Annotated in this window: 16 protein-coding genes; 15 read left to right on the top strand and 1 reads right to left on the bottom strand. The window is 65.8% G+C overall.

The annotated features are described in order from the left end of the window. A partial coding sequence (locus JOY90_RS22635) for a leucyl aminopeptidase (protein ID WP_291693337.1) occupies positions 1-1,033 on the bottom strand: 1,033 nt, incomplete at its 3' end. A 356-nt stretch (positions 1,034-1,389) separates the two neighbouring features. Between JOY90_RS22635 and lptF the strand changes: the two genes are divergently transcribed. The 15 genes from lptF to JOY90_RS22710 form a co-directional block, all read left to right on the top strand. Next, the gene (gene lptF / locus JOY90_RS22640) at positions 1,390-2,559 is read left to right on the top strand and encodes an LPS export ABC transporter permease LptF (protein WP_291693338.1); all 1,170 of its coding nucleotides are present in this window, start codon (positions 1,390-1,392) and stop codon (positions 2,557-2,559) included. Beyond that, entirely contained in the window at positions 2,556-3,653 is a 1,098-nt protein-coding gene (gene lptG / locus JOY90_RS22645) for an LPS export ABC transporter permease LptG (RefSeq protein ID WP_291693339.1), read from the top strand. Before lptF ends, lptG begins: the two co-directional genes overlap by 4 nt. Continuing rightward, positions 3,587-6,139, top strand: a complete 2,553-nt coding sequence (locus tag JOY90_RS22650) for an LPS-assembly protein LptD (RefSeq protein ID WP_291693340.1) — start codon at positions 3,587-3,589, stop codon at positions 6,137-6,139. Before lptG ends, JOY90_RS22650 begins: the two co-directional genes overlap by 67 nt. Before the next feature lie 254 nt (positions 6,140-6,393). After that, positions 6,394-7,224: a SurA N-terminal domain-containing protein gene (locus JOY90_RS22655; RefSeq protein WP_291693352.1), complete on the top strand. Its 831-nt coding sequence runs from the start codon at positions 6,394-6,396 to the stop codon at positions 7,222-7,224. A 3-nt stretch (positions 7,225-7,227) separates the two neighbouring features. Beyond that, the gene (pdxA, locus tag JOY90_RS22660) at positions 7,228-8,238 is read left to right on the top strand and encodes a 4-hydroxythreonine-4-phosphate dehydrogenase PdxA (RefSeq protein WP_291693341.1); all 1,011 of its coding nucleotides are present in this window, start codon (positions 7,228-7,230) and stop codon (positions 8,236-8,238) included. After that, a complete protein-coding gene (gene rsmA, locus JOY90_RS22665) occupies positions 8,235-9,122 on the top strand; it encodes a 16S rRNA (adenine(1518)-N(6)/adenine(1519)-N(6))-dimethyltransferase RsmA (protein WP_291693342.1) in 888 nt (295 codons plus the stop codon). Before pdxA ends, rsmA begins: the two co-directional genes overlap by 4 nt. Further along, the gene (locus JOY90_RS22670; RefSeq protein ID WP_291693343.1) at positions 9,113-10,171 is read left to right on the top strand and encodes an alcohol dehydrogenase; all 1,059 of its coding nucleotides are present in this window, start codon (positions 9,113-9,115) and stop codon (positions 10,169-10,171) included. The genes rsmA and JOY90_RS22670 overlap by 10 nt, the downstream gene beginning before the upstream one ends. Positions 10,172-10,220: 49 nt before the next feature. After that, complete coding sequence (locus JOY90_RS22675) at positions 10,221-11,435, top strand: ABC transporter substrate-binding protein (RefSeq protein WP_291693344.1); 1,215 nt, start codon at positions 10,221-10,223, stop codon at positions 11,433-11,435. Between the two features lie 368 nt (positions 11,436-11,803). Further along, positions 11,804-13,771 (top strand): methyl-accepting chemotaxis protein, encoded by a 1,968-nt coding sequence (locus JOY90_RS22680; protein ID WP_291693345.1) that lies wholly within the window; start codon positions 11,804-11,806, stop codon positions 13,769-13,771. A gap of 40 nt (positions 13,772-13,811) precedes the next feature. Continuing rightward, on the top strand, positions 13,812-14,645 hold the full coding sequence (locus JOY90_RS22685) for a protein-glutamate O-methyltransferase CheR (protein ID WP_291693346.1): 834 nt from the start codon (positions 13,812-13,814) through the stop codon (positions 14,643-14,645). Between the two features lie 6 nt (positions 14,646-14,651). Continuing rightward, positions 14,652-15,686 (top strand): CheB methylesterase domain-containing protein, encoded by a 1,035-nt coding sequence (locus JOY90_RS22690; RefSeq protein WP_291693347.1) that lies wholly within the window; start codon positions 14,652-14,654, stop codon positions 15,684-15,686. A gap of 4 nt (positions 15,687-15,690) precedes the next feature. After that, positions 15,691-16,101: a hypothetical protein gene (locus JOY90_RS22695; protein WP_291693348.1), complete on the top strand. Its 411-nt coding sequence runs from the start codon at positions 15,691-15,693 to the stop codon at positions 16,099-16,101. Continuing rightward, positions 16,098-18,833 (top strand): ATP-binding protein, encoded by a 2,736-nt coding sequence (locus tag JOY90_RS22700; RefSeq protein ID WP_291693349.1) that lies wholly within the window; start codon positions 16,098-16,100, stop codon positions 18,831-18,833. Before JOY90_RS22695 ends, JOY90_RS22700 begins: the two co-directional genes overlap by 4 nt. Continuing rightward, positions 18,830-19,303 carry a hypothetical protein gene (locus JOY90_RS22705; protein WP_291693350.1) on the top strand — a complete coding sequence of 158 codons (474 nt, stop codon included), beginning with the start codon at positions 18,830-18,832 and terminating at the stop codon, positions 19,301-19,303. Before JOY90_RS22700 ends, JOY90_RS22705 begins: the two co-directional genes overlap by 4 nt. Further along, on the top strand, positions 19,300-19,966 hold a 667-nt coding region (locus tag JOY90_RS22710), incomplete at its 3' end, for a response regulator (protein ID WP_291693351.1). The genes JOY90_RS22705 and JOY90_RS22710, both read left to right, overlap by 4 nt.

Consider the following 19,966-nt stretch of genomic DNA (forward strand, 5'->3'; position numbering starts at 1 on the left):
TGTTGATGATCTCGATGGTCTGGCCCGACATCGAGGTGACGATGTCACCCGGCCGCTGGGCGTTGCCATCGGGCATGTTCTCGACCAGGCCGATGGCACCGACCGCGTTCACCCGCGCCTTCCGTGCCGCCAGCGCGTGCATGAGCCCGACGACGCAGGCCGCGCCGCCCATGTCACCCTTCATGTCCTCCATGCTGCCGGCCGGCTTGATCGAAATGCCGCCGGTGTCGAAGCAGACGCCCTTGCCGATGAAGGCGACCGGCGCTTCGCTTTGCTTGCCGCCGTTCCAGTGCATGACAACGGTACGGGCAGGACGCGCCGAACCCTGGGCAACGCCGAGCAACGCCCCCATGCCGAGTTTGGTCATGGCCTTGACGTCGAGCATCTCGACCTCGACCCCGAGCTTCCGCAATTCGCCGGCCCGACGGGCGAACTCCTCGGGGTAGAGCACGTTGGGCGGCTCGTTGACGAGTTCGCGCGCCTTGACGATACCGTCGACGAGATGGGCACTGCCGGCAAACGCCTTCCGCGCCGCGGCCACGTCCTCGACCGCGAGTGCAATGTCGGCCCGCAAGGTGCCGTCCTCGCCGTCCTTCTTCTTGGTCTTGTAGCGGTCGAAACGGTAGGCCCTGAGCCTGATCCCGGCCGCAATGGTCGCGGCCTGGCCGGGGTGCATGGCAGCCTCCGGAAGTTCCGCCATGACCGTCACCGCTTCGCTGGCGCAGTTCAATTTTCCGGCTAACGTCCCGCCAAATTTGAGGAAATCCTTCTCCGTGAAGCTCGCTTGCTTGCCCACGCCGATCACGATCAAGCGCTGAATCTTGATTCCTTCAGGCTCCAGGATGTCGAGGGTAGAACCACCCTTGCCCTTGAACTGGCTGGTGGCGGCAGCGCGCTTGACGAGATTGGTCGCATTTCCCAGCGCCTTGCGGGTCATGCCCCCGAATTTCAGTGCATCATCGCAGAACACCGCCAAGGTCCCGCGTGGGGCGCTCGAGAGCGGCACGAAGCCGATCTTGACGGCGTCAGACATGAGGACCTCCAGGAAATTCGGCGCTGGCCCGCTTGCGCAGGGCTTTGTTCAGCTTGTTTGGCTACGCTTGCAGCGCAAAAAGGGCAATTCCGCAACACTATGTCCGGTCGCCGCGCGGCTGCCAAGAGTGGTGCCGAGAGTGCGGGGAGTGTCCCGTGGCAGGCCCGCCACATCAACGAAATATTAACCGCATATTGGGGGTGCCATCGCCTAGCCATTTTGTCGACGGATCAAAGGGATGGTAGTGAGAGGATAGTCGGCGGGGACAAATCGCGACGTGGCCGAGGGACCTCTGTTTCAGGGGTTTGGCCGCGCTTCGCGGTCCCGGCGTCGGGGGCGGGAATCGTGCGGTAGCGATGGGGTCGATCGATAGGTATATCTTCCGCACGACGCTCGCGTCGTTTGCGCTGGTCCTGGTCAGCCTGACGGGGGTGATCTGGATTACCCAGGCGTTGCGCGGCATCGACCTCATGACCAGCCAGGGTCAGACCATCCTGACCTTCCTCGGGATCACGAGCCTGGTGATTCCCTCGCTGGTCTCGATCATCGCGCCGATTGCGCTGATGATTGCCGTCTCGCATACGTTGAACAAGCTCGCCACCGACTCCGAGATCATCGTGATGAACGCCGCCGGCTTCTCGCCGTTCCGGCTGTTCTACCCGTTCTTCTACACGACCTGCGTGGTGGCGCTCCTGGTCGCCTTCATCTCGGCCTATCTCGCCCCTGACGGCCTGCGGCGAATCAAGCAGTGGGACGCCGAGATCACCGCGGACGTGCTCACCAACATCCTGCAACCCGGCCGTTTCGCCCAGCTCGACCAGAACCTGACCATCCGCATCCGCGAACGGCAGCCGGGAGGACAGCTCGGCGGCATCTTCATCGACGACCGCCGCGATCCGAACGAGCGCGTCAGCATCGTCGCCGATCACGGTACGGTGGTGAAGAACGCCGACGGCTCATTCCTGATCCTCGAGGACGGCAACCTCGAGCGCTTCGAGCAGGGCAAGCGCGATCCGGCACTGGTCGCGTTCGGCCGTTACGCCTTCGACATGTCGAAATTCTCCAACCAGGGCCACGACGTCACGCTCGGCATTCGCGAACGCTATCTCTGGGAGCTGCTGGCGCCTTCCGAGAACGATCCGATCTACAAGCAGATTCCCGGACAATTCCGCGCCGAGTTGCACGACCGCTTCATGTCGCCGATCTATCCCTTCGCGTTCGCCGCCCTCACCTTCGCCTTTCTCGGCGCGCCGCGCACGACGCGCCAGAGCCGAAGCTTCTCGATCGCGACCTCGATCCTCGCGGTGTTCGGGCTGCGCATGGCAGGCTTCGCCTGCTCGGTCATGACCGTGAAATCCCCGGAGGCCGCCGCCGTGCAGTATCTGCTGCTGGTCGGAGGGATCTCGCTCGGCCTGTGGATCATCATCGGCGGCATCGTGGTCGAGCCGCCGCCTGCGCTGATGGAAGCGATCAACAAGTCGAACGCGCGGCTGCTGCGCCTCATTGGACGTCCGGCCGCCGCATGAGCATGGTCACCAATACCCTCGGACGCTATTTCGCCGGCCGCTTCGTGGTCGCGGCGCTCGGCGTGTTTGCCGGCATCTTCGTGCTGCTCGTGCTGGTCGACTACATCGAGATGGTGCGAAGGACCTCCGGCCTCGCCGGGGCTTCGGCGATCACGGTGGCTGAGACCTCGCTGTTTCGGGTGCCGCAACTGCTCGAAAAGATGATGCCGTTCTGCGTCCTGATCGGCGCGATGACCTGCTACCTGGCGCTTTCCAGGCGACTCGAGCTCGTGGTGGCGCGCGCCGCCGGCGTCTCGGCCTGGCAGTTCATCGCGCCCGCGCTCGCAAGCGCCATCCTGCTCGGGGTGGTCGCGACCGTCGGCTACAATCCGATGTCGGCCAACCTGCGCGAGCTTTCCAAGCGCATGGAAGCGGAGTTGTTCGGCAGCGCGCCGGGCGGCGGCGTCCAGGACGCCTCCGGCTTCTGGATCAATCAGGTGAATGCCGACGGCCAGGTGATCATCAATGCCGCGCGCAGCGAGCAGCAGGGCGCGCGGCTGACCGGGCTGACGCTCTTCCGATTCGACACCGAGAATCACTTCAAGGAGCGGATCGAGGCGCGTGAGGCCACGCTCGAGGATGGTTACTGGCTGTTCAAATCCGCACGGCGATACTCGCTCGACGCTCCGCCTGTGGATCAGGCTCGATTCGAACTTCCCACGTCGCTGACGCCCGCACAGGTTCGCAACAGCTTTTCGACCCCTGAAACTGTGTCCTTTTGGCAACTTCCGAGCTACATCCGGTCGTCGGAGAGCTCCGGCTTTGCAACCGCGGGCTATCGGCTGCAGTACCATAAGCTTCTGGCGCAGCCATTTTTGCTTGCCGCGATGGTCATGCTGGCGGCCTCCGTGTCACTCCGCTTCTTCCGCTTCGGCGGCGTGCAGAAGATGGTTTTAAGTGGCGTGGGCGCAGGGTTTCTGCTCTACGTTCTGTCCAAAGTAACCGAAGATTTGAGCAAGGCTGAGTTGATGCATCCGATCGCTGCCGCGTGGCTGCCCGTCCTCGTGGGTGGCCTGACCGGCTTTTTGGCCTTGCTGTATCAGGAGGACGGCTAGTGACCGTCTCGACCGCCCTCCAACCGGCTTCATCCGCTGCAGCGCCGCGCCTCGCCGCGCGCGTATCGCGCGTGGCCGCCATGCGTCGGCTCGGCGCGGCTATCGCCGGCCTGTTGATCGCCGGCGCCGCGCAGCTCGGCGCGACCGGTCCGGCCTCTGCCCAGGGGTTCACCTACAATCAGCCGGCGCCGCGCCCGAAACCGCCGCGCGTGCCCAACGACAACCAGATGCTGGTGCAGGCGACCGAGGTCGATTACGACTACAACAACAACCGCGTGTCGGCCGTCGGCAACGTGCAGCTCTATTACAACGGCACGAGCGTCGAAGCCGACAAGGTGATCTACGACCAGAAGACCAAGCGGCTTCATGCCGAAGGCAACATCCGCATGACGGATGCCGACGGCAAGATCACCTACGCCAACGTCATGGACCTGAGCGACGACTATCGCGACGGGTTCGTCGATTCGCTGCATGTCGACACCGAGGACTCGACCCGGATGGCCGCGACCCGCGCCGACCGGTCGAGCGGCAACTACACGGTGTTCGAGAACGGCGTCTACACCGCCTGCGCCCCGTGTAAGGACGATCCGAAAAAGCCGCCGCTGTGGCAGGTGAAGGGCATGCGCATCATCCACGACCAGGTGGACAAGATGCTGTATTTCGAGACCGCACAGTTCGAGTTCTTCGGCGTGCCGGTCGCGTATCTGCCCTATTTCTCGACCCCCGACCCGACGGTGAAACGGAAGTCCGGCTTCCTGATGCCGGGTTATTTTCCGGGTACGGCGCAGACCGGGTTCGGCGTCGAGGTGCCGTACTACTGGGCCATCGCGCCGGACTATGACGCCACCTTCACGCCGCGCTTCATGACGCGCCAGGGCGTGCTGCTGCAGGGTGAATTCCGCCAGCGGCTGGTCGACGGCGCGTACCAGATCCGCGCCTACGGCATCGACCAGCTCGATCCCGGCGCCTTCGCCGGCCAACCCGGCGACCGCCAGTTCCGTGGCGGCGTCGAGACCAAGGGCCAGTTCGCCGTCAACGACAAATGGGTCTGGGGCTGGGACGGCGTCTTCCTGTCGGACTACTTCTTCTTCTCCGACTACCGGCTGGCGCAGTACAAGGACTTGATGAACTCGTTCATCCTGCTGCCGACGGAAGCGATCTCGCAGCTCTATCTGACCGGCGTCGGCAATCGCAGCTTCTTCGACGTCCGCACCATCTACTATCTCAGCTTCTCGGGTAACCAGCAGCAGGTCCCGGTCATCTATCCGGTGCTGGACTATTCGAACGTGTTCAACTACCCGATCTTCGGCGGCGAAGTCAGCTACAAGACCAATTTCGTCAACCTGACGCGTAACGACGCCGTGTTCGATCCGATCACGACGCTGGCGAACACCAACGGCCTGTGCACCGCCGCTTCGGCGGACCCGATGGCGCGGCTTCCGACGCAGTGCCTGCTGCGCGGCATACCCGGAACCTATACCCGGCTCTCGGCCGAGGCCCAGTGGCGGCGCTCCTTCACCGATTCCGCCGGCGAAATCTGGACGCCCTTCGTGAGCGTGCGCGCCGACGCGATCAATGCGGATATCTCGAACCAGCCCGGCGTGGCCAACTTCCTGCCGGTGGGCGACACCCAGGCGTTGCGGGTGATGCCGACGGTCGGCCTCGAGTATCGTTATCCCTTCATCAACAGCCAGCCTTGGGGCTCGACGACGATCGAGCCGATCGCCCAGGTCATCATTCGTCCCAACGAGAGTTATGCGGGCAAGCTCCCCAACGAGGACGCGCAAAGCCTGGTGTTCGACACCACCAACCTCTTCAGCGTCGACAAGTTCTCCGGCTACGACCGGGTCGAAGGCGGCGGGCGCGCCAATGTCGGGGTGCAGTCGACCACGCAGTTCGACCGCGGCGGCACGGTCAAGGTGCTGTTCGGGCAGTCCTACCAGCTGTTCGGCCTGAACTCCTTCTCGGTCCGGGACGTGACCAATACCGGGATCGATTCCGGCCTGCAGAAGACGGCGTCCGACTACGTCTCGAGTGTCGAGTATTCGCCGAACCGCACCTACACGTTCAGCGTGCGCTCGCGCTTCGACGAGCAGACCTGGAACGTCCAGCGCCTCGAGGCCGAGGCCAGGGCCAATTTCGACCGCTGGTCGGTCAGCATGATGTATGGCGACTACGCCGCCCAGCCCGATCTCGGCTACCTGACCCGGCGCGAGGGCATCCTGGCCAGCGGCTCGGTCAAGCTCGCCACCAACTGGGTGGCGACGGGCTCGGTGCGTTGGGACCTTGTGGCAAACAACGTCAACCAATATGTCGTCGGCGCCGGTTACGTGGACGATTGCTTCGTGCTGGCGGCGAACTATGTAACGTCGTACAGCTACACGGCGGGGGGAACCCCGCCGGTTCTCGGCCACGCCTACATGTTGCAGCTTGGCCTGCGTACGATTGCAAACACGTCAGTTTCGGTTGCCGCGACTGGGCAGTGAGACCAGCCCGCCAAAGAGGGCGGGCGATTTGCCAGCCGACGGCTGCGTCCCGACCACGAACTTCGGAGCGCGCCGCGGCGAAGTGCGAACTTCGGAATCGGAGCACTAGGCTGGAATTCGGATCGGTCGACATGACGATGGTCAACATGACGAGCAGGCTCTCGCCTTCCCTTTGGGCCTTGTTGACGGGCTGGATCGCCGCGACGGCGCTGCTGGCCCACGTCCCGCCGGCCAGTGCGCAAACCGTGATCGTGATGGTCAATGGCGATCCCATCACCGATTTCGACGTCGAGCAGCGCACCAAGCTCGACTTCCTGTCGACGCACAAGGCGTCCAGCCGGCAGGAGGTGCTCAACGAGCTGATCGAGCAGAAGCTGAAGATCAAGGAAGCCAAGAAGTTCGGCGTCGATCCCTCCGGCTCCGACATCGACCAGGCCTATTCCGAAATGAGCTCGCGGATGCACATCACGGCGGATCAGCTGTCGAAGTCGCTGGAGGCGCAGGGCATCCGGCCGGAGACGCTGAAGGCCCGGATCAAGAGCGACATGGTCTGGACCAGTCTCGTGCGTGGGCGCTACAAGGAACGCCTCCAGGTCGGCGAGAAGGATGTCGACGCCGCGGTCAAGGCGGAGGGCGGCGATGCCGCGCAACAGGCGGATGCCTTTCAGTACAGCATGCAGCCGGTGGTGCTGATCATGCCGCGCGGCTCATCGCCCGCCCTGATCGAGGCCAAGCACAAGGAGGCCGAGTCCCTGCGCTCGCGCGTGCAGAGCTGCGACGAGGCGAACAGCTACTTCAAATCGCTGCCCAACGCCGCCATCCGCGACACCGTGGTCAAGACGTCGGCCGATATCCCGCCCACGTTGCGCAAGATGCTCGATGACACGCCGATCGGCCATCTGACGCCGCCGGAAGTCACCAAGCAGGGTATCGAGATGGTGGTGCTCTGCGGCCGCAAGCCGACCACCGTCGATACGCCGAAGAAGAAGGAAATGCGCGACAAGCTCTATGCCAAGAAATACGAGACGACGTCGAACAATTATCTGCAGGAAGTCCGCAAAGAGGCGATGATCGAATATCGTTGACGGATGGCAAACAAGCCGCTCGCGCTGACCCTGGGCGAACCCGCGGGTATCGGCCCGGACATCACCCTTCAGGCGTGGCTGCGCCGGCACGAGCTGAAGCTTCCCGCGTTCTATCTGCTCGGTGATTGCGATTTTCTCCGGCAGCGCGCGAGGACGCTCGGCCTCGATGTTCGCGTTGCCGACGTCGCGCCCGCCGATACGATTGCCACTTTCGCGGATGCGCTGCCGGTGGTCGCGACGGGCGAGACCGCGACTGCGCCGGCCGGCAAGCCTGACGCTCGAAGCGCGCAAGCCGCCCTGGCCGCGATTCGCCGCGCGGTCGGCGATGTCGCAGGCGGGCACGCCAGCGCCGTCGTCACCAATCCGATCGCCAAGAGCGTGCTCTACCGCGCCGGCTTCACCCATCCCGGCCACACCGAATTCCTGGCCGAGCTCGCGGCCGCCGGCGGCGATCCGCCGCACCCCGTCATGCTGCTGTGGTCGCCCGCGCTCGCGGTGGTGCCGGTGACCATCCATGTGTCGCTGCGCGAGGCCATCACACAGCTCTCGACCGACCTGATCGTGACGACCGGCCGCATCGCCGCGGCGGCGATGAAGGCGCGTTTCGGCGTCGCCCGTCCGCGGCTTGCCGTCACCGGCCTCAACCCGCATGCCGGCGAGGACGGCTCGCTCGGTACCGAGGACCAGACCATCGTGGCGCCTGCGGTCGACATCCTGCGCGACGACGGCATCGAGATCAGGGGGCCGTTGCCGGCCGACACGATGTTCCACGACGCCGCGCGCAGAACCTATGACTGTGCGATCTGCATGTATCACGACCAGGCGCTGATCCCGGTCAAGACGCTGGCCTTCGACGACGCCGTCAACGTCACGCTCGGATTGCCGTTCATCCGCACCTCGCCCGATCACGGCACGGCCTTCGATATTGCCGGGACCGGCCGCGCCAATCCCGCAAGCCTGATCGCCGCGTTGCGCCTGGCCTTCCGCATGGCGGCGCAGCGCGCAGCATCATGAGCGCGATCGATGACCTGCCGCCGCTGCGCGAGGTCATTCGCGCGCATGCGCTGTCGGCGCGCAAGTCGCTCGGTCAGAATTTCCTGCTCGATCTCAACCTCACGGCCAAGATCGCCCGCGCGGCGGCTCCGCTCGAGGATGCGACCGTGGTCGAGATCGGTCCGGGTCCGGGCGGGCTGACCCGCGCGCTGCTCGCGCTCGGAGCGCGGCACGTCGTCGCGGTCGAGCATGACGCGCGGGCCATTCCCGCGCTCGAAGAGATTTCCCGGCATTATCCCGGACGGCTCGAGATCGTGTGCACCGATGCACAAGGCTTCGATCCCCGCCCCTATCTCGGATCGACGCGAGCGAAGATCGTTGCCAACCTGCCCTACAACATCGCGACCTCGCTTCTGATCGGCTGGCTGTCGATCGAGCCATGGCCGCCCTGGTACGAGATGATGGTGCTGATGTTCCAGCGCGAGGTGGCGGAGCGCATCGTGGCGCACGAGAACGAGGAAGCCTATGGCAGGCTCGCCGTGCTTGCCAACTGGCGGGCCGAGACCAGGATCCTGTTCGACATCTCGCCTGCCGCCTTCGTGCCGCCGCCCAAGGTCACCTCCTCGGTGGTGCGGCTGGTGCCGCGCACGTCTCCCGAACCCTGCGACCGTCGATTGCTGGAGCAGGTGGCGGCCGCCGCCTTCGGACAGCGACGAAAGATGTTGCGGCAGAGTCTCAAATCGCTGTCGGTCGATCCCGAGCGCCTCGCCGCCTCCGCCGAGGTCGAGCCGACCCGGCGTGCCGAAACCATCCCGGTGTCCGGCTTTGTTGCAATGGCCCGTGAATTGGCCGATATACGCAACAAAGGGGCCGCACCTTCCCAGGGAGATTTGTCATGGCGTTGATGCGCCGCCAGTCATTGGTCAAGTTCGACGCGCCGCTGTGCGAGACCATCGTCGACACGCCGAAGCCGCAGGGAACCGAGGTGCTGGTCCGCATCGAGCGCTGCGGGCTTTGTCATTCCGATCTGCACATCCAGGACGGTTACGCCGATCTCGGCGGCGGCAAGCGGCTCGACACCACGCGCGGCATGACCTTGCCTTTCACGCTGGGCCACGAGATCGCCGGCGTCGTCGAGGACGTCGGGCCCGACGCCTCTAAGGACCTGATCGGCGGCAAGAAGGCGGTGTTTCCCTGGATCGGCTGCGGCCAGTGCCGCGACTGCCGCAACGGCGACGAAAATCTCTGCCTGAAGCCGCGCTTCGTCGGTGTCAACATCGACGGCGGCTTCGCCAGCCATGTGCTGGTGCCGGACGCGAAATACCTGCTCGATTACGATCCGCTCCCCGTCAATCTCGCGGCGACCTTGATGTGCTCGGGCGTGACCGCCTATGGCGCGCTGAAGCGGCTGGTCGATCGCCCCCGGCAACGCAATCTGCTGCTGATCGGGCTCGGCGGCGTCGGCATGATGGGACTGTCGTTCGCGCAGGCGATGTTCAAGCAGAACGTCTCAGTGGCGGATCTGAACCCGGCCGCGCGCGAGACGGCGCTCGAGAACGGCGCCGCGGTTGCCTATGACCCGACCGAGCCCGAGATCGGCCGCCGCATCGTCAAGGAAAACGAGGGCGGTTTCGACGCCATCGTCGACTTCGCCGGCAACGACAAATCCATGGCCTTCGCAGTGTCCGCGCTCGCGCGCGGCGGCAAGATCGTGGTCTCCGGGCTGATGGGCGGCAATTTCAGCCTGCCAATGGTGCAGTGGGCCTACAAGCGCATGACCATCGAAGGATTCATGGTCGGCACGCTGGCCGAGGCACACGAATTGATGGCGCTCGCGCGCGCCGGAAAGATCAAGCCTGCGCCCATGCGGGAAGAGCCGATGGGTGACGTGCAGAACTGGATCGACGAATTGCGGGCCGGAAAGGTCGTGGGACGGGTCGTGCTGCGAAACTAGCGGAACGACTCACGCCGGCCTCCCCGCTCAAAAGAACGGGAGGATAGAGATGATCGGGAGGAGACTTTCTGCGTTGGCCGTCTTGGTCGCGCTTGCGCTCGGCTCTGCCGTGACGCCTGTGTCGGCGCAGAAAAAATACGGCCCCGGCGTCACGGATACCGAAATCAAGATCGGCACCACGACGCCCTTCAGCGGGCCGGCCTCCGCCTACTCTGCCGGCGCCATCTCCGCGACCGCCTATTTCCAGTTCGTCAACGAGCAAGGCGGCGTCAACGGACGCAAGATCAACTATGTCGCGCTCGACGACGCCTACAGCCCGCCCAAGACCGTCGAGCAGATTCGCCGCCTGATCGAGAGCGAGGAGGTCCTGTTTCTGGTCAATCCCGTCGGTACCGCGACCAACATGGCGGTGGTGAAATACATCAACCAGAAGAAGGTGCCGCATCTTTTCATCGGCACCGGCGCTACGGTCTTCAACGATCCCGAGCATTATCCGTGGACGCTGAGCTGGACGCCGCACTACGCCTCCGAAGCCGAAATCTACGCCAAGTGGATTCTCACCAACAAGCCGGATGCCAAGGTCGGCATCCTGATGCAGAACGACGACCTCGGGCGCGATTACCTCCTAGGCTTCAAGCGTGGGCTCGGCGACAAGGCCGACAAGATGATCGTGTCGCAGCAGACCTACAATACCAGCGATCCGACGGTCGATTCGCAGATCGTCTCGCTGAAGGCCGCCGGCGCCGACGCGCTGTTGATCTTCTCGGTGCCGAAATTCGCCGCGCAGGCGATCCGCAAGGCCTATGACATCGACTGGCATCCACAGGAATTCGTCTCCAGCGTCGGCTCCTCGATTGCGGGTGCGATCAAGCCGGCCGGATTCGAAGCCGCCAAGGGCATCATCTCGGCGGCCTATCAGAAGGATCCGGCCGACCCGCAATGGCGTGACGATCCGGAGATGAAGACCTGGAACGCCTGGATGGACAGGTACAACCCTCACGTCGACAAGAGCGACTATTACGCGCCCTATGGCTACAATATCGGCCATGCGGTGGTCGAGCTCATCAGACAATGCGGCGACGACCTCACCCGCGAGAACGTGATGGACAAGGCCAGCCATCTTGATATGGAGCTTCCCCTCCTGCTGCCGGGCATCAAGCTGACCTCGAGCCCGACCGATCACCGGCCGATCAAGCAGATGCGTCTGGTGCGCTTCAACGGCGAGCGCTACGTGCTGTTCAGCAACGTGCTCGCGAGCGATTGAAGAACCGGACAGGTCGCAGTTGCGACCCGACCGCTCCGGTCGCACGGAGCATCACATGGCGATGCCACCGTGCCCGCGGCCAGCGCCTTCGACACTACATTTGCAACAATTCGATAGCCCGATAGCTGTTGAACATCATTCTATAACGCCTCGTTTCCAAAGAAGATTTTCCTTTTCATGCCGGCGCGCTCGCCGTGCGCGGCAGGCCATAATTCATCGCACAAAAACCCGGGCGACGTGCGCTGTCGGTCACAATGACAGCGCGATGCACGCTTAAGGAGCAATGGTTTTTAGACGCCATTGCTGACGGGGATGACCCATGAACCCGAACGAAGCTCGGCAAGCCCGGACGGCAAAAGGTGAGGCTCATGTTGCGGAACCTCTCGATCCGATCGCGAATCCAATTGCTCGCCGGTGTGCTTCTGCTGCTGTCGCTGGGGATCGCCGTGGTGGGCTATCTCACGCTCTCGCAGACCGAGGCTGAATATACCCGTGCGCTGCTCTATGGCCGGCAGGCGCAGCTGTTCCTGCTCGGTGACCGCGAATTCGCCGGCGCCGGCCGCAGGCTGGTCGGCTACGTGCAGACCGCGACGGACGACGACGAAAAGCGCTACTTCTCGCGCAAGGCGAACACCGGCAAGGCGTTCAGCGAGGCCATCGATCTCTTCATCGATCCGGCCAGGAAGCAGCAGGCCACCGAAGCGCGCAAGGTGATCATGGACTTCCTCGAGCAGGCCGATGGGGTGATGGCCGCGCGCAAGGCGATCGCTCAGCGCGCCGCCAGCTTCCGCGACTCTGCGGGATATACGCAGGCCAGACGCGACCAGGACCCTGGAGCCTCACGCGGTTCCGAGCCGATGAGCGAGGCGCTGCGGCTCGTGGCGCTGGAGCCGTCGGAGGTGACGCTTGCGCATTATGCGTCCGTCACCACCTCGTCATGGGCGGCCGGCGCGGCGCCATCGGTCGGCCAGCAGGCCACCAATGTGGCGTCAACGGCCAACGACGCCGTGCGGGGCACGCAAACTGCGTTCAACGTCGTGAGCGCCGCGCAGAGCATGCTGCAGACCTACCAGAAGGTGATCGGGACCGAGAACGACGTGCTGGCCAAGAGCGAGGACGTGCGCAACCAGCTCGTCGAGCGGCGCGAGGAAGCGGTGAGAGCCGCGGTCGCCAGCACCTCGACCGGCAATCTCCTGCTGCTCTCGATCAGCATCGGCGCCGTCCTGATCGGCGGCTTCCTGTCGTGGTTCATCACCCGCGAGATCATCGTGCCGCTCAACGCCATGACCGGCGCAATGGCGCGCCTGGCGGAGGGTGATGGCTCGGTCTTGATCCCGGACATGGAAAGCAGGACCGAGCTCGGCGCCATGGCCCGCGCCGTCGACGTCTTCAAGCAGAACGCCGACCGGATCAAGGCGATGCTCAAGGCGGAGGCGACGACCCGCGAGATCGGTGACATCATCTCCAAGGCCGCGCAGGGCGACCTCACCGTACGCGTTCCGGTGGCCGACAAGGTCGGCTTCCTCAAGGAGATCAGCGAACAGGTCAACCGGCTGCTGGAGCCGACCCATGATGCGCTGAAGGAGTTCGGCGATCAGGCGCGGCGCACGGCGATCTCGATCGAGGAGGCCAGCGCCGCCGTCGGGCAGGTCTCCGACGGCGCGCGCTCGCAGAACTCCTCGCTCTCGCAGGTCGCGCTGGCGCTGAACGAATCGACGCTCGCACTGAAGAGCGTGTCGGACAACACCAAGGCTGCGAGCGACAAGGCCGGCAACGCGGCCCAGCTCGTGCAGAAGGGCTTGTCCTCGGTCGAGCGCCTGTCCGGCATCGTCGATGCGATCGCCCAGAGCAGCCGCAAGGTGAACCAGATCACCGAGGTCATCGCCCAGATCGCCAACCGCACCCACATCCTGTCGCTGAACGCCGCGATCGAGGCGGCCCGCGCCGGCGAGCACGGCAAGGGCTTCGTGGTGGTCGCCCAGGAGGTCGGCAAGCTCGCCGAGAGCGCCGGCCAGAACGCCAAGCAGATCGCCGACATCGTCGAGCAGGCGACGACGGAAGCGAACGAGGGCAAGTCCGCAGCCGAGGTGGTGCGGACCGCGATGCACGGCATCGCCAGCGAGACGCAGCAGACGACGCAGATGATCCATTCATCGGCCGCCGCGGTGGAACAGCAGCAGGCGAGCATCACGCAACTCGACGGCAGCATGTCGCAGCTCCGCTCGATCGCCACCTCGAATGCCGCCGCCGCCGAGGAGATCACGGCGACGATGGTGCAGTTGTCGCAGCTTGCCGAGATGTCCCGCACGCGCGTTGCCCGGTTCAAGACGGCATGAGCGCCGCAAGACAGGATTCCGACGGAGCGGGCCGGTTCACATGAGCATGGTCGAGACCGACATTGACGCCGTGCTGCCGCGGCTCGCCGCTGCGGTCAATCAGCGCATCGGCTTCCGGCCGGCGGACGTGATGGGCAAGATCGCATCGAGCCTGGCGGGGCTCGCGATGCCGGATCGATACGCCTATACCCAGCGCCTGGCGATATCGCCGCCGGGCGATCTCGCCTGGAGCAGGCTGGTCGAGGCCATGCTCGTGCATGAGACCTACTTCTTCCGCCACCCGGCGCAAATCGAGCTGTTGTGCGACCAGGTGCTTCCGGAGCTCGATGCGCGGCGACGGCAGGCGGGACGCGCCATGCTGTCCGCGTGGACGGCGGGTTGCTCGACCGGCGAGGAAACCTGGACCATGGCGTTGGTCGCTGCCGGCGCCCGCGTCGGCAGCGCCCCCCTGCCGATGTCCATCCTCGGCACCGACATCAGCGAGACCGTGCTTGCCAAGGCGCGGACGGGCGCCTATCCGCGACTGCATGCGCTCGACAGCTTCCGCGCCATTCCGGCGTGGGCCGCGCCGCACTTCACCGGCCTCTCGGAAGGCCGCACCTGGACCGTCCCGGCGGAGCTTCGCCACGCTGTCAGCTTTGTTGCCCACAACTTGCTTGATCCGCCGCCCGTCACCGGCGCTGATCTCGTGCTGTGCCGGAACACGCTGATCTATTTCGACGAAGCGGCCAAGCGACGCGCGCAGGGTCATCTGGCGGCGGCGTTACGACCCGGCGGAGTTCTGGTGCTGGGAGCTGCCGATACGCTGGATGATCCGCAGGCCTTCGAGCCAATCGAAGCGCCGGCCGCCACCGTCTATCGCAAGCTGGCATGACCTGCCATGTCCCGCGTCCTCGTCGCCTCACCATCCGGCTTCCTGCGCATCGGGCTGAAGCAGGGATTGCGCCGTTACGGACAGCGGTTTGGCGTCACCGAGGCTTCCTCCGTCCGGGAGTCGACGTGCCTGCTCACCGACGGCACGATCGACCTTGCCATCATAGATGACACGCTGCTGACGGACGTCGAGGGCGACGTGATGCGTCAGGCAGTGAGAGGCCATGCCGGACAAACCCTCATCATCGCCATGCGGGACCCGGGATCGACGTCGCCACGGCTGGCCATGAAGGCTCCCGTGATCCCAGGCAGAAAGAACGGCATGCTCGATCTCGGCGGCATGGCGGCCGGACTTCACGAGGCCATCGAGACGCTCTCGACTGGCCGGCCGATCCGCGAGGAGCCGGCGGCGCGACCTGCCGCGCCCGGCCCGCGTGATCCGGCGCGATCACCAGAGATCATCGTGGTGGCGGCCTCGACAGGCGGTCCGGGCGCCCTGATCACCCTGCTGCGGCACATCGAGCCGCCGCGCGTACCGGTGGTGGTGGCCCAGCACATGCCCGCCGACCAGACGATGGCCTTTGCACGCCACCTCGCGGTCGAGACCGGACTGACCGTCAGCGAAACCGGCGCGGGGCAGTTGCCCGCCGCCCAGATCGTGGTGTTGCGTGGCGGCGCGGACTATCGCATCCGCCGCGCGGCCAGCAGCGGCTTCTGGTTGTCGACGACATCAATCGCGGGCAGCGCCTTTCACCCCAGCGCCGATCTTCTCCTCGGCTCGGCGGTGGACGCCGGCATTCGGGTGGCCGCGGTCGTGCTGAGCGGGATGGGCGAGGATGGCGCTCGTGGCGCCGCAATGGTCGCCGCCCATGGCGGCGGCGTGCTGATCCAGGACTTCAAGAGCTGCGTCGTCGCCGGCATGCCTCAGGCGGCGCGCGCCGCCTGCCAGTCGGCACTGGTCGCGAGCCTGCCGAGGATCGCAGAGAAGCTTTCGTCCTGGACGGCGCCGTTTCACGGATTGGTCCCGGCCGAGGAGAGCTGACCGGATGGCCGCGCTCGTGATCGTGACCGAGGACGAGGCTTTTGCATCCGCGGTTCAGGCGTTGGCCTCGGACGAGCTCGCACTGAGTTGCGTGCATGTCGAGGAGGCCGTCGCGATCGTCCGGCGCGACCGCCCGGACATCCTGGCGGTCGATACCGACTCGGTCCGGGAATCGCACGCGCTGATCGGCGCGCTGTCCCTGCTGACGCCGGCACGCGTGGTGGCGCTGGCGCATCAGGCCTGGCCGGGCTCGCGCGCCTCCGCCGAATGGCGCAAGGCCGGCGCCGACACGGTGCTCGCGAAGCCGTCCGGCCGCGCCTCCCCTACCCTCACCGGCTTCGACAAGGACGCCTATGCACGCTGGCTGATCGCACTCGCTGACCGGTCGCCCCGCGGAGCCGGGAAGCCGTCATGAGCGACGCGATCGATTCCGAGCTCTTGTCCCAGTTCGGCGTCGAGGTCCGCCAGCACCTCGCGGCGATCGAGAAACACCTCGCCGCCGTCAATCCCGCCGATATCACCGAAGCCGACATCGATGTCGTGTTCCGTGCGTTTCATTCGATCAAGGCGCTGTCCCGGGTCATCGGGGCCAAGGGTGTCGAGACCCTGGTTCATGAGGCGGAAGGGCTCCTGTCGCAGCTCCGGGCAGGCCAGCGCACCATCGACGCCGCGATCCAGGACGCACTGATCGCCTCGGCGGACGTGCTGGAGGACGCGCTGGCCGCACCGTTCGGCTGGTCGGCCCCGCCCTCACTCATCGATGAGCTGCAGCAAGCCGCCGTTGCCACCGGGCAGGATGTCGTGATCGTGACCACGGCGCCGGCCGGCGGCGAGCCTTGGCGCTTCATCGGTGACGATCTGGATCTCCTCCAGGGCTTTGCGGAGCTTTTCTGCGAGGTGCTGCCCGAAGCGGCCCGGGCCATCGTCGAGGGACAGGAGGAGGCTTTTCGCGAGGCGGCCGGCATGGTGGCCTATGCCTGTGCCCAGCTCGCGCTCGCCCGCATGGAGGCGATGGCGCATGATGCCTCGACCAGCTCCGACGTGCAGCGGCTCTGCGCTTTCGCCGAGCTGTTGTGGGAGGCCGAACGATTCGGCCTGCTCGTCGGTGCGGATTGCGGCGTCGTCCCGACGACGACCGCGTTGAGCATGCTCCTGCGAGACGCATTGGCGAGGCGGATCGACGAAGCGCTGGCGTCAACCTCGCGACGGCTGCCGCTGGCGCGCGACTGCGCCACGCTCAGCCGCGCCCTCTCGCTTCCCGGCGGCATCGACAGGATGATCGAAGAGATCGCCGACGGGCTGTCGCCACAGAGCTCCGCGCCCGTTTGCGAGGATCTCCTGCACGGCGCCCTCGTCGCACTCGAGCGAACGCTCAACCGGAGCGCCGACGCGAGCGACCTTGCGGATGCGCTGGGCAAGGCGATCCGGGACATCTTCGCAGTCGATGACGAGCTGGAGGCGCAGCTGCGCAAGCTCGGCATCGACACCCCGCTGCTGTGTCCCGGCCCACCGCGACGGCGGACGAGGTTGGCCTCCTTGATCGACGGATCAGGCGCCACGCTCAAGCTTGCCGTCGTCGAGCTTCCGGACGCCGTGACGATGGCAAGATTGGCCCAGCTCGACCCGTTGCTCGGGCAGGCCACCACGCAGGGCGGCCAGCCTGCGCTGGCCCTGCTGCTGCTCGATGCCGAGGAACCGGACGTGCTCGCACACCGTCTCGGCGATCTCGCCCTCCGCGTCGTCGGCGAGGTGCAGCGCATCGTCCCCGGCCATGCCGCAGGCGAATTCATGTTGGCGCCGAAGGGCGCCAGCCGGTCCGAGGCAGCCGACGAAACCCAGGTGCGCGTTCCCGTCGAGGTGCTCGACAAGCTGTTCGGCCGTATCGGCGAATTCTTCTCGATTGCGAGCCGCCTCAACGTGCTGGCCGTGGAGTCCGACGTTCCGGATGCCTTGCGGCGGCTCGCCGATCTCGCCGTGACCCGCGCGCCGGAACTGCGCGCCGACATCGACACGCTGGTGCGTCAGCACCGCGACTTCTGCTCGGTCGAGGTCGATATCGGCCGCATCATCAGCCTGATCCATGAAAGCACGCTCGGCTTGCGCGTCATCCCGCTCGATACGCTGGTCGGCCGCTTTCCCCGCATGGTGCGAGAAACCGCGCGAAGCCTCGGCAAGCAGGTGCGTTTCGCCGCCGAGACCGGCGGCATTCGCATCGACAAGGGCATGTCCGACATGCTCGCCGATCCGCTCACGCACATGCTGCGCAACGCCATCGATCATGGCATCGAGCGCGAAGCGGACCGTCTGGCCCAGGGCAAGGCGCGCGTCGCGACGTTGCGCCTCGTTGCGAGCCAGCAGGTCGACCGCATCGTCATCGAGATCGGCGACGACGGCCGCGGCATCGATGTCGAACGGGTGAAACAACGCATCGCCGCTTCCCGGCTCGCCTCCGAAGATGAAATCCGCCGGATGAGCGACGACGAAGCGATCCGTTTCATCTTCACGCCTGGCTTTTCCACCGCCGCCGAGATCGGCGACGTCTCGGGCCGGGGTGTCGGACTCGACGTGGCGCTCGTGAACATCACCAAACTCGGTGGCAAGATCGACGTGCTGACCACCGCCGGCGAGGGCACGACGTTCCGGCTCGACATGCCGCTGTCGGCGGCCATTCAGCCGATGCTGTTGGCCGACACGGGGATTCAGCCGGTCGGCTTTCCGGAAGCGATGGTCAGCGAAGCCCTGGTCTTTCCCACCTCCGGCGTGCAGTACGTCAATGGTCAGCGCTCGATCCTGCTTCGCGGCCACTTCCTGCCGGTGTTCCGACTGACCGAGCTGTTGCGGCTGCCGCAGCCCGCCGAGCAGGTCCGCGCCGATCGGCCGATCGTGCTGTGCGAGTGGTCCGGCCAGCGCATGGGCGTCGAGGTGCATCGCATCCTGCGCCGCGGCGAGATGCTGATCCGTGAGACCCATCCCCGCGTCGCAGCGCTGCCCGGCATCGGCGGCATCACCACCATGGGATTCGATCGCATCGTGCTGGTGCTCGATCCCGAAAAGATCTTCGACCTCGCCCGCAGGGCTTCCGTGTTCGGCCTGCGGGTCCCCGCCGCGCGCCTCCGCCGCGAGCAGATCGAGGACGGCGCCGCATGAGCGAGTTCATCGAGGTGCGATGCCATCCCTATCGCTTCCTGGTTCCGAGCGCCGATATCGTTTCGATCGAGTTGCTGGACGCTTGCATGGAGCCGTTCCCCGAAGCGCGGGTGCCGCGATCACCCCTGGTGCTCGATGGCCGCGCCCTCGCGAGCGGCGGCCTCGCCAGGCCAATCGAGCGCGGCGTTGCCTTGCGCCTCGAAGTCAGCGGCCGGATCGAGGCCCGCATCGTCGTCGACCAGACCGGCGCCCTGATGCGCCTCGACGCGAAGGCCTTCGAGCCGCTGCCGCGTGCCGTCGCTGCGCTGCGGCCGTTCTTCTTCGGCGTCTGGCGCGACCCTTCCTTGCAGGAATACCTGTTCTGCCTGCGGCCCCGTTACGAATTGCCGATCAACAGCTTCGCATCGCGGCGGCGCATCCGGCATGCCGCCCTCATCGCCGCGGCCGGCGACAGGAGAACGCTACGATGAACCTGGCGGAGATCGACGGCGGCGCCGGCGCACGCAAGCGCATCCTCGTCGTCGACGACAGCCTGATCATGCGCAACCTGATCTCCGAGATCGTCGACAGCGATCCCGATCTCGAAGTCGTCGACACCGCGCCGGACGGCCGCGTGGCGCTGCAGAAGGTGCGGCAGCTCAAGCCCGATGCCGTGCTGCTCGACATCGAGATGCCCGAAATGTCGGGCCTGGAGACGTTGCGCCGCCTCCATCTGCGCTCGACGTCCAAGGTCATCATCCTGTCCTCGCTGGTGGCCAACGAGGATTCCACCAAGCGGATCGAAGCGATGCGGCTCGGCGCCGTGGCGACGATCGGCAAGCCTTCGGGCGGCGTCAGTTTCGATCTCAAGCAGAAGCGCGCCTCCGAGATCGTCCGCACGCTGCGGCGGGCGCTCTGCCTGCCCGATCCAGGCGAGCCCGCAAGCGTGCCGGCCGGCACTGCGACGATCGAGCATCACGCGCACATCACCTTCGACGAGCTGCTCGAGGCCCTCGAGTCCGGCGTGCTGCTGTTCGATCGAAGCGGAGTGCTGGTGCGTGCCAACGCCGCCGCCGGTCGAATCCTGCGCGGATCGGATCTCACGGCCGGGCGCGCGACGATCAGGAGCCTTTGCGGCGATTTCAATCAGGCGC

The sequence above is a fragment of the Bradyrhizobium sp. genome (assembly GCF_019242285.1).
In the GTDB taxonomy this organism is placed as follows: Bacteria; Pseudomonadota; Alphaproteobacteria; order Rhizobiales; family Xanthobacteraceae; genus Bradyrhizobium.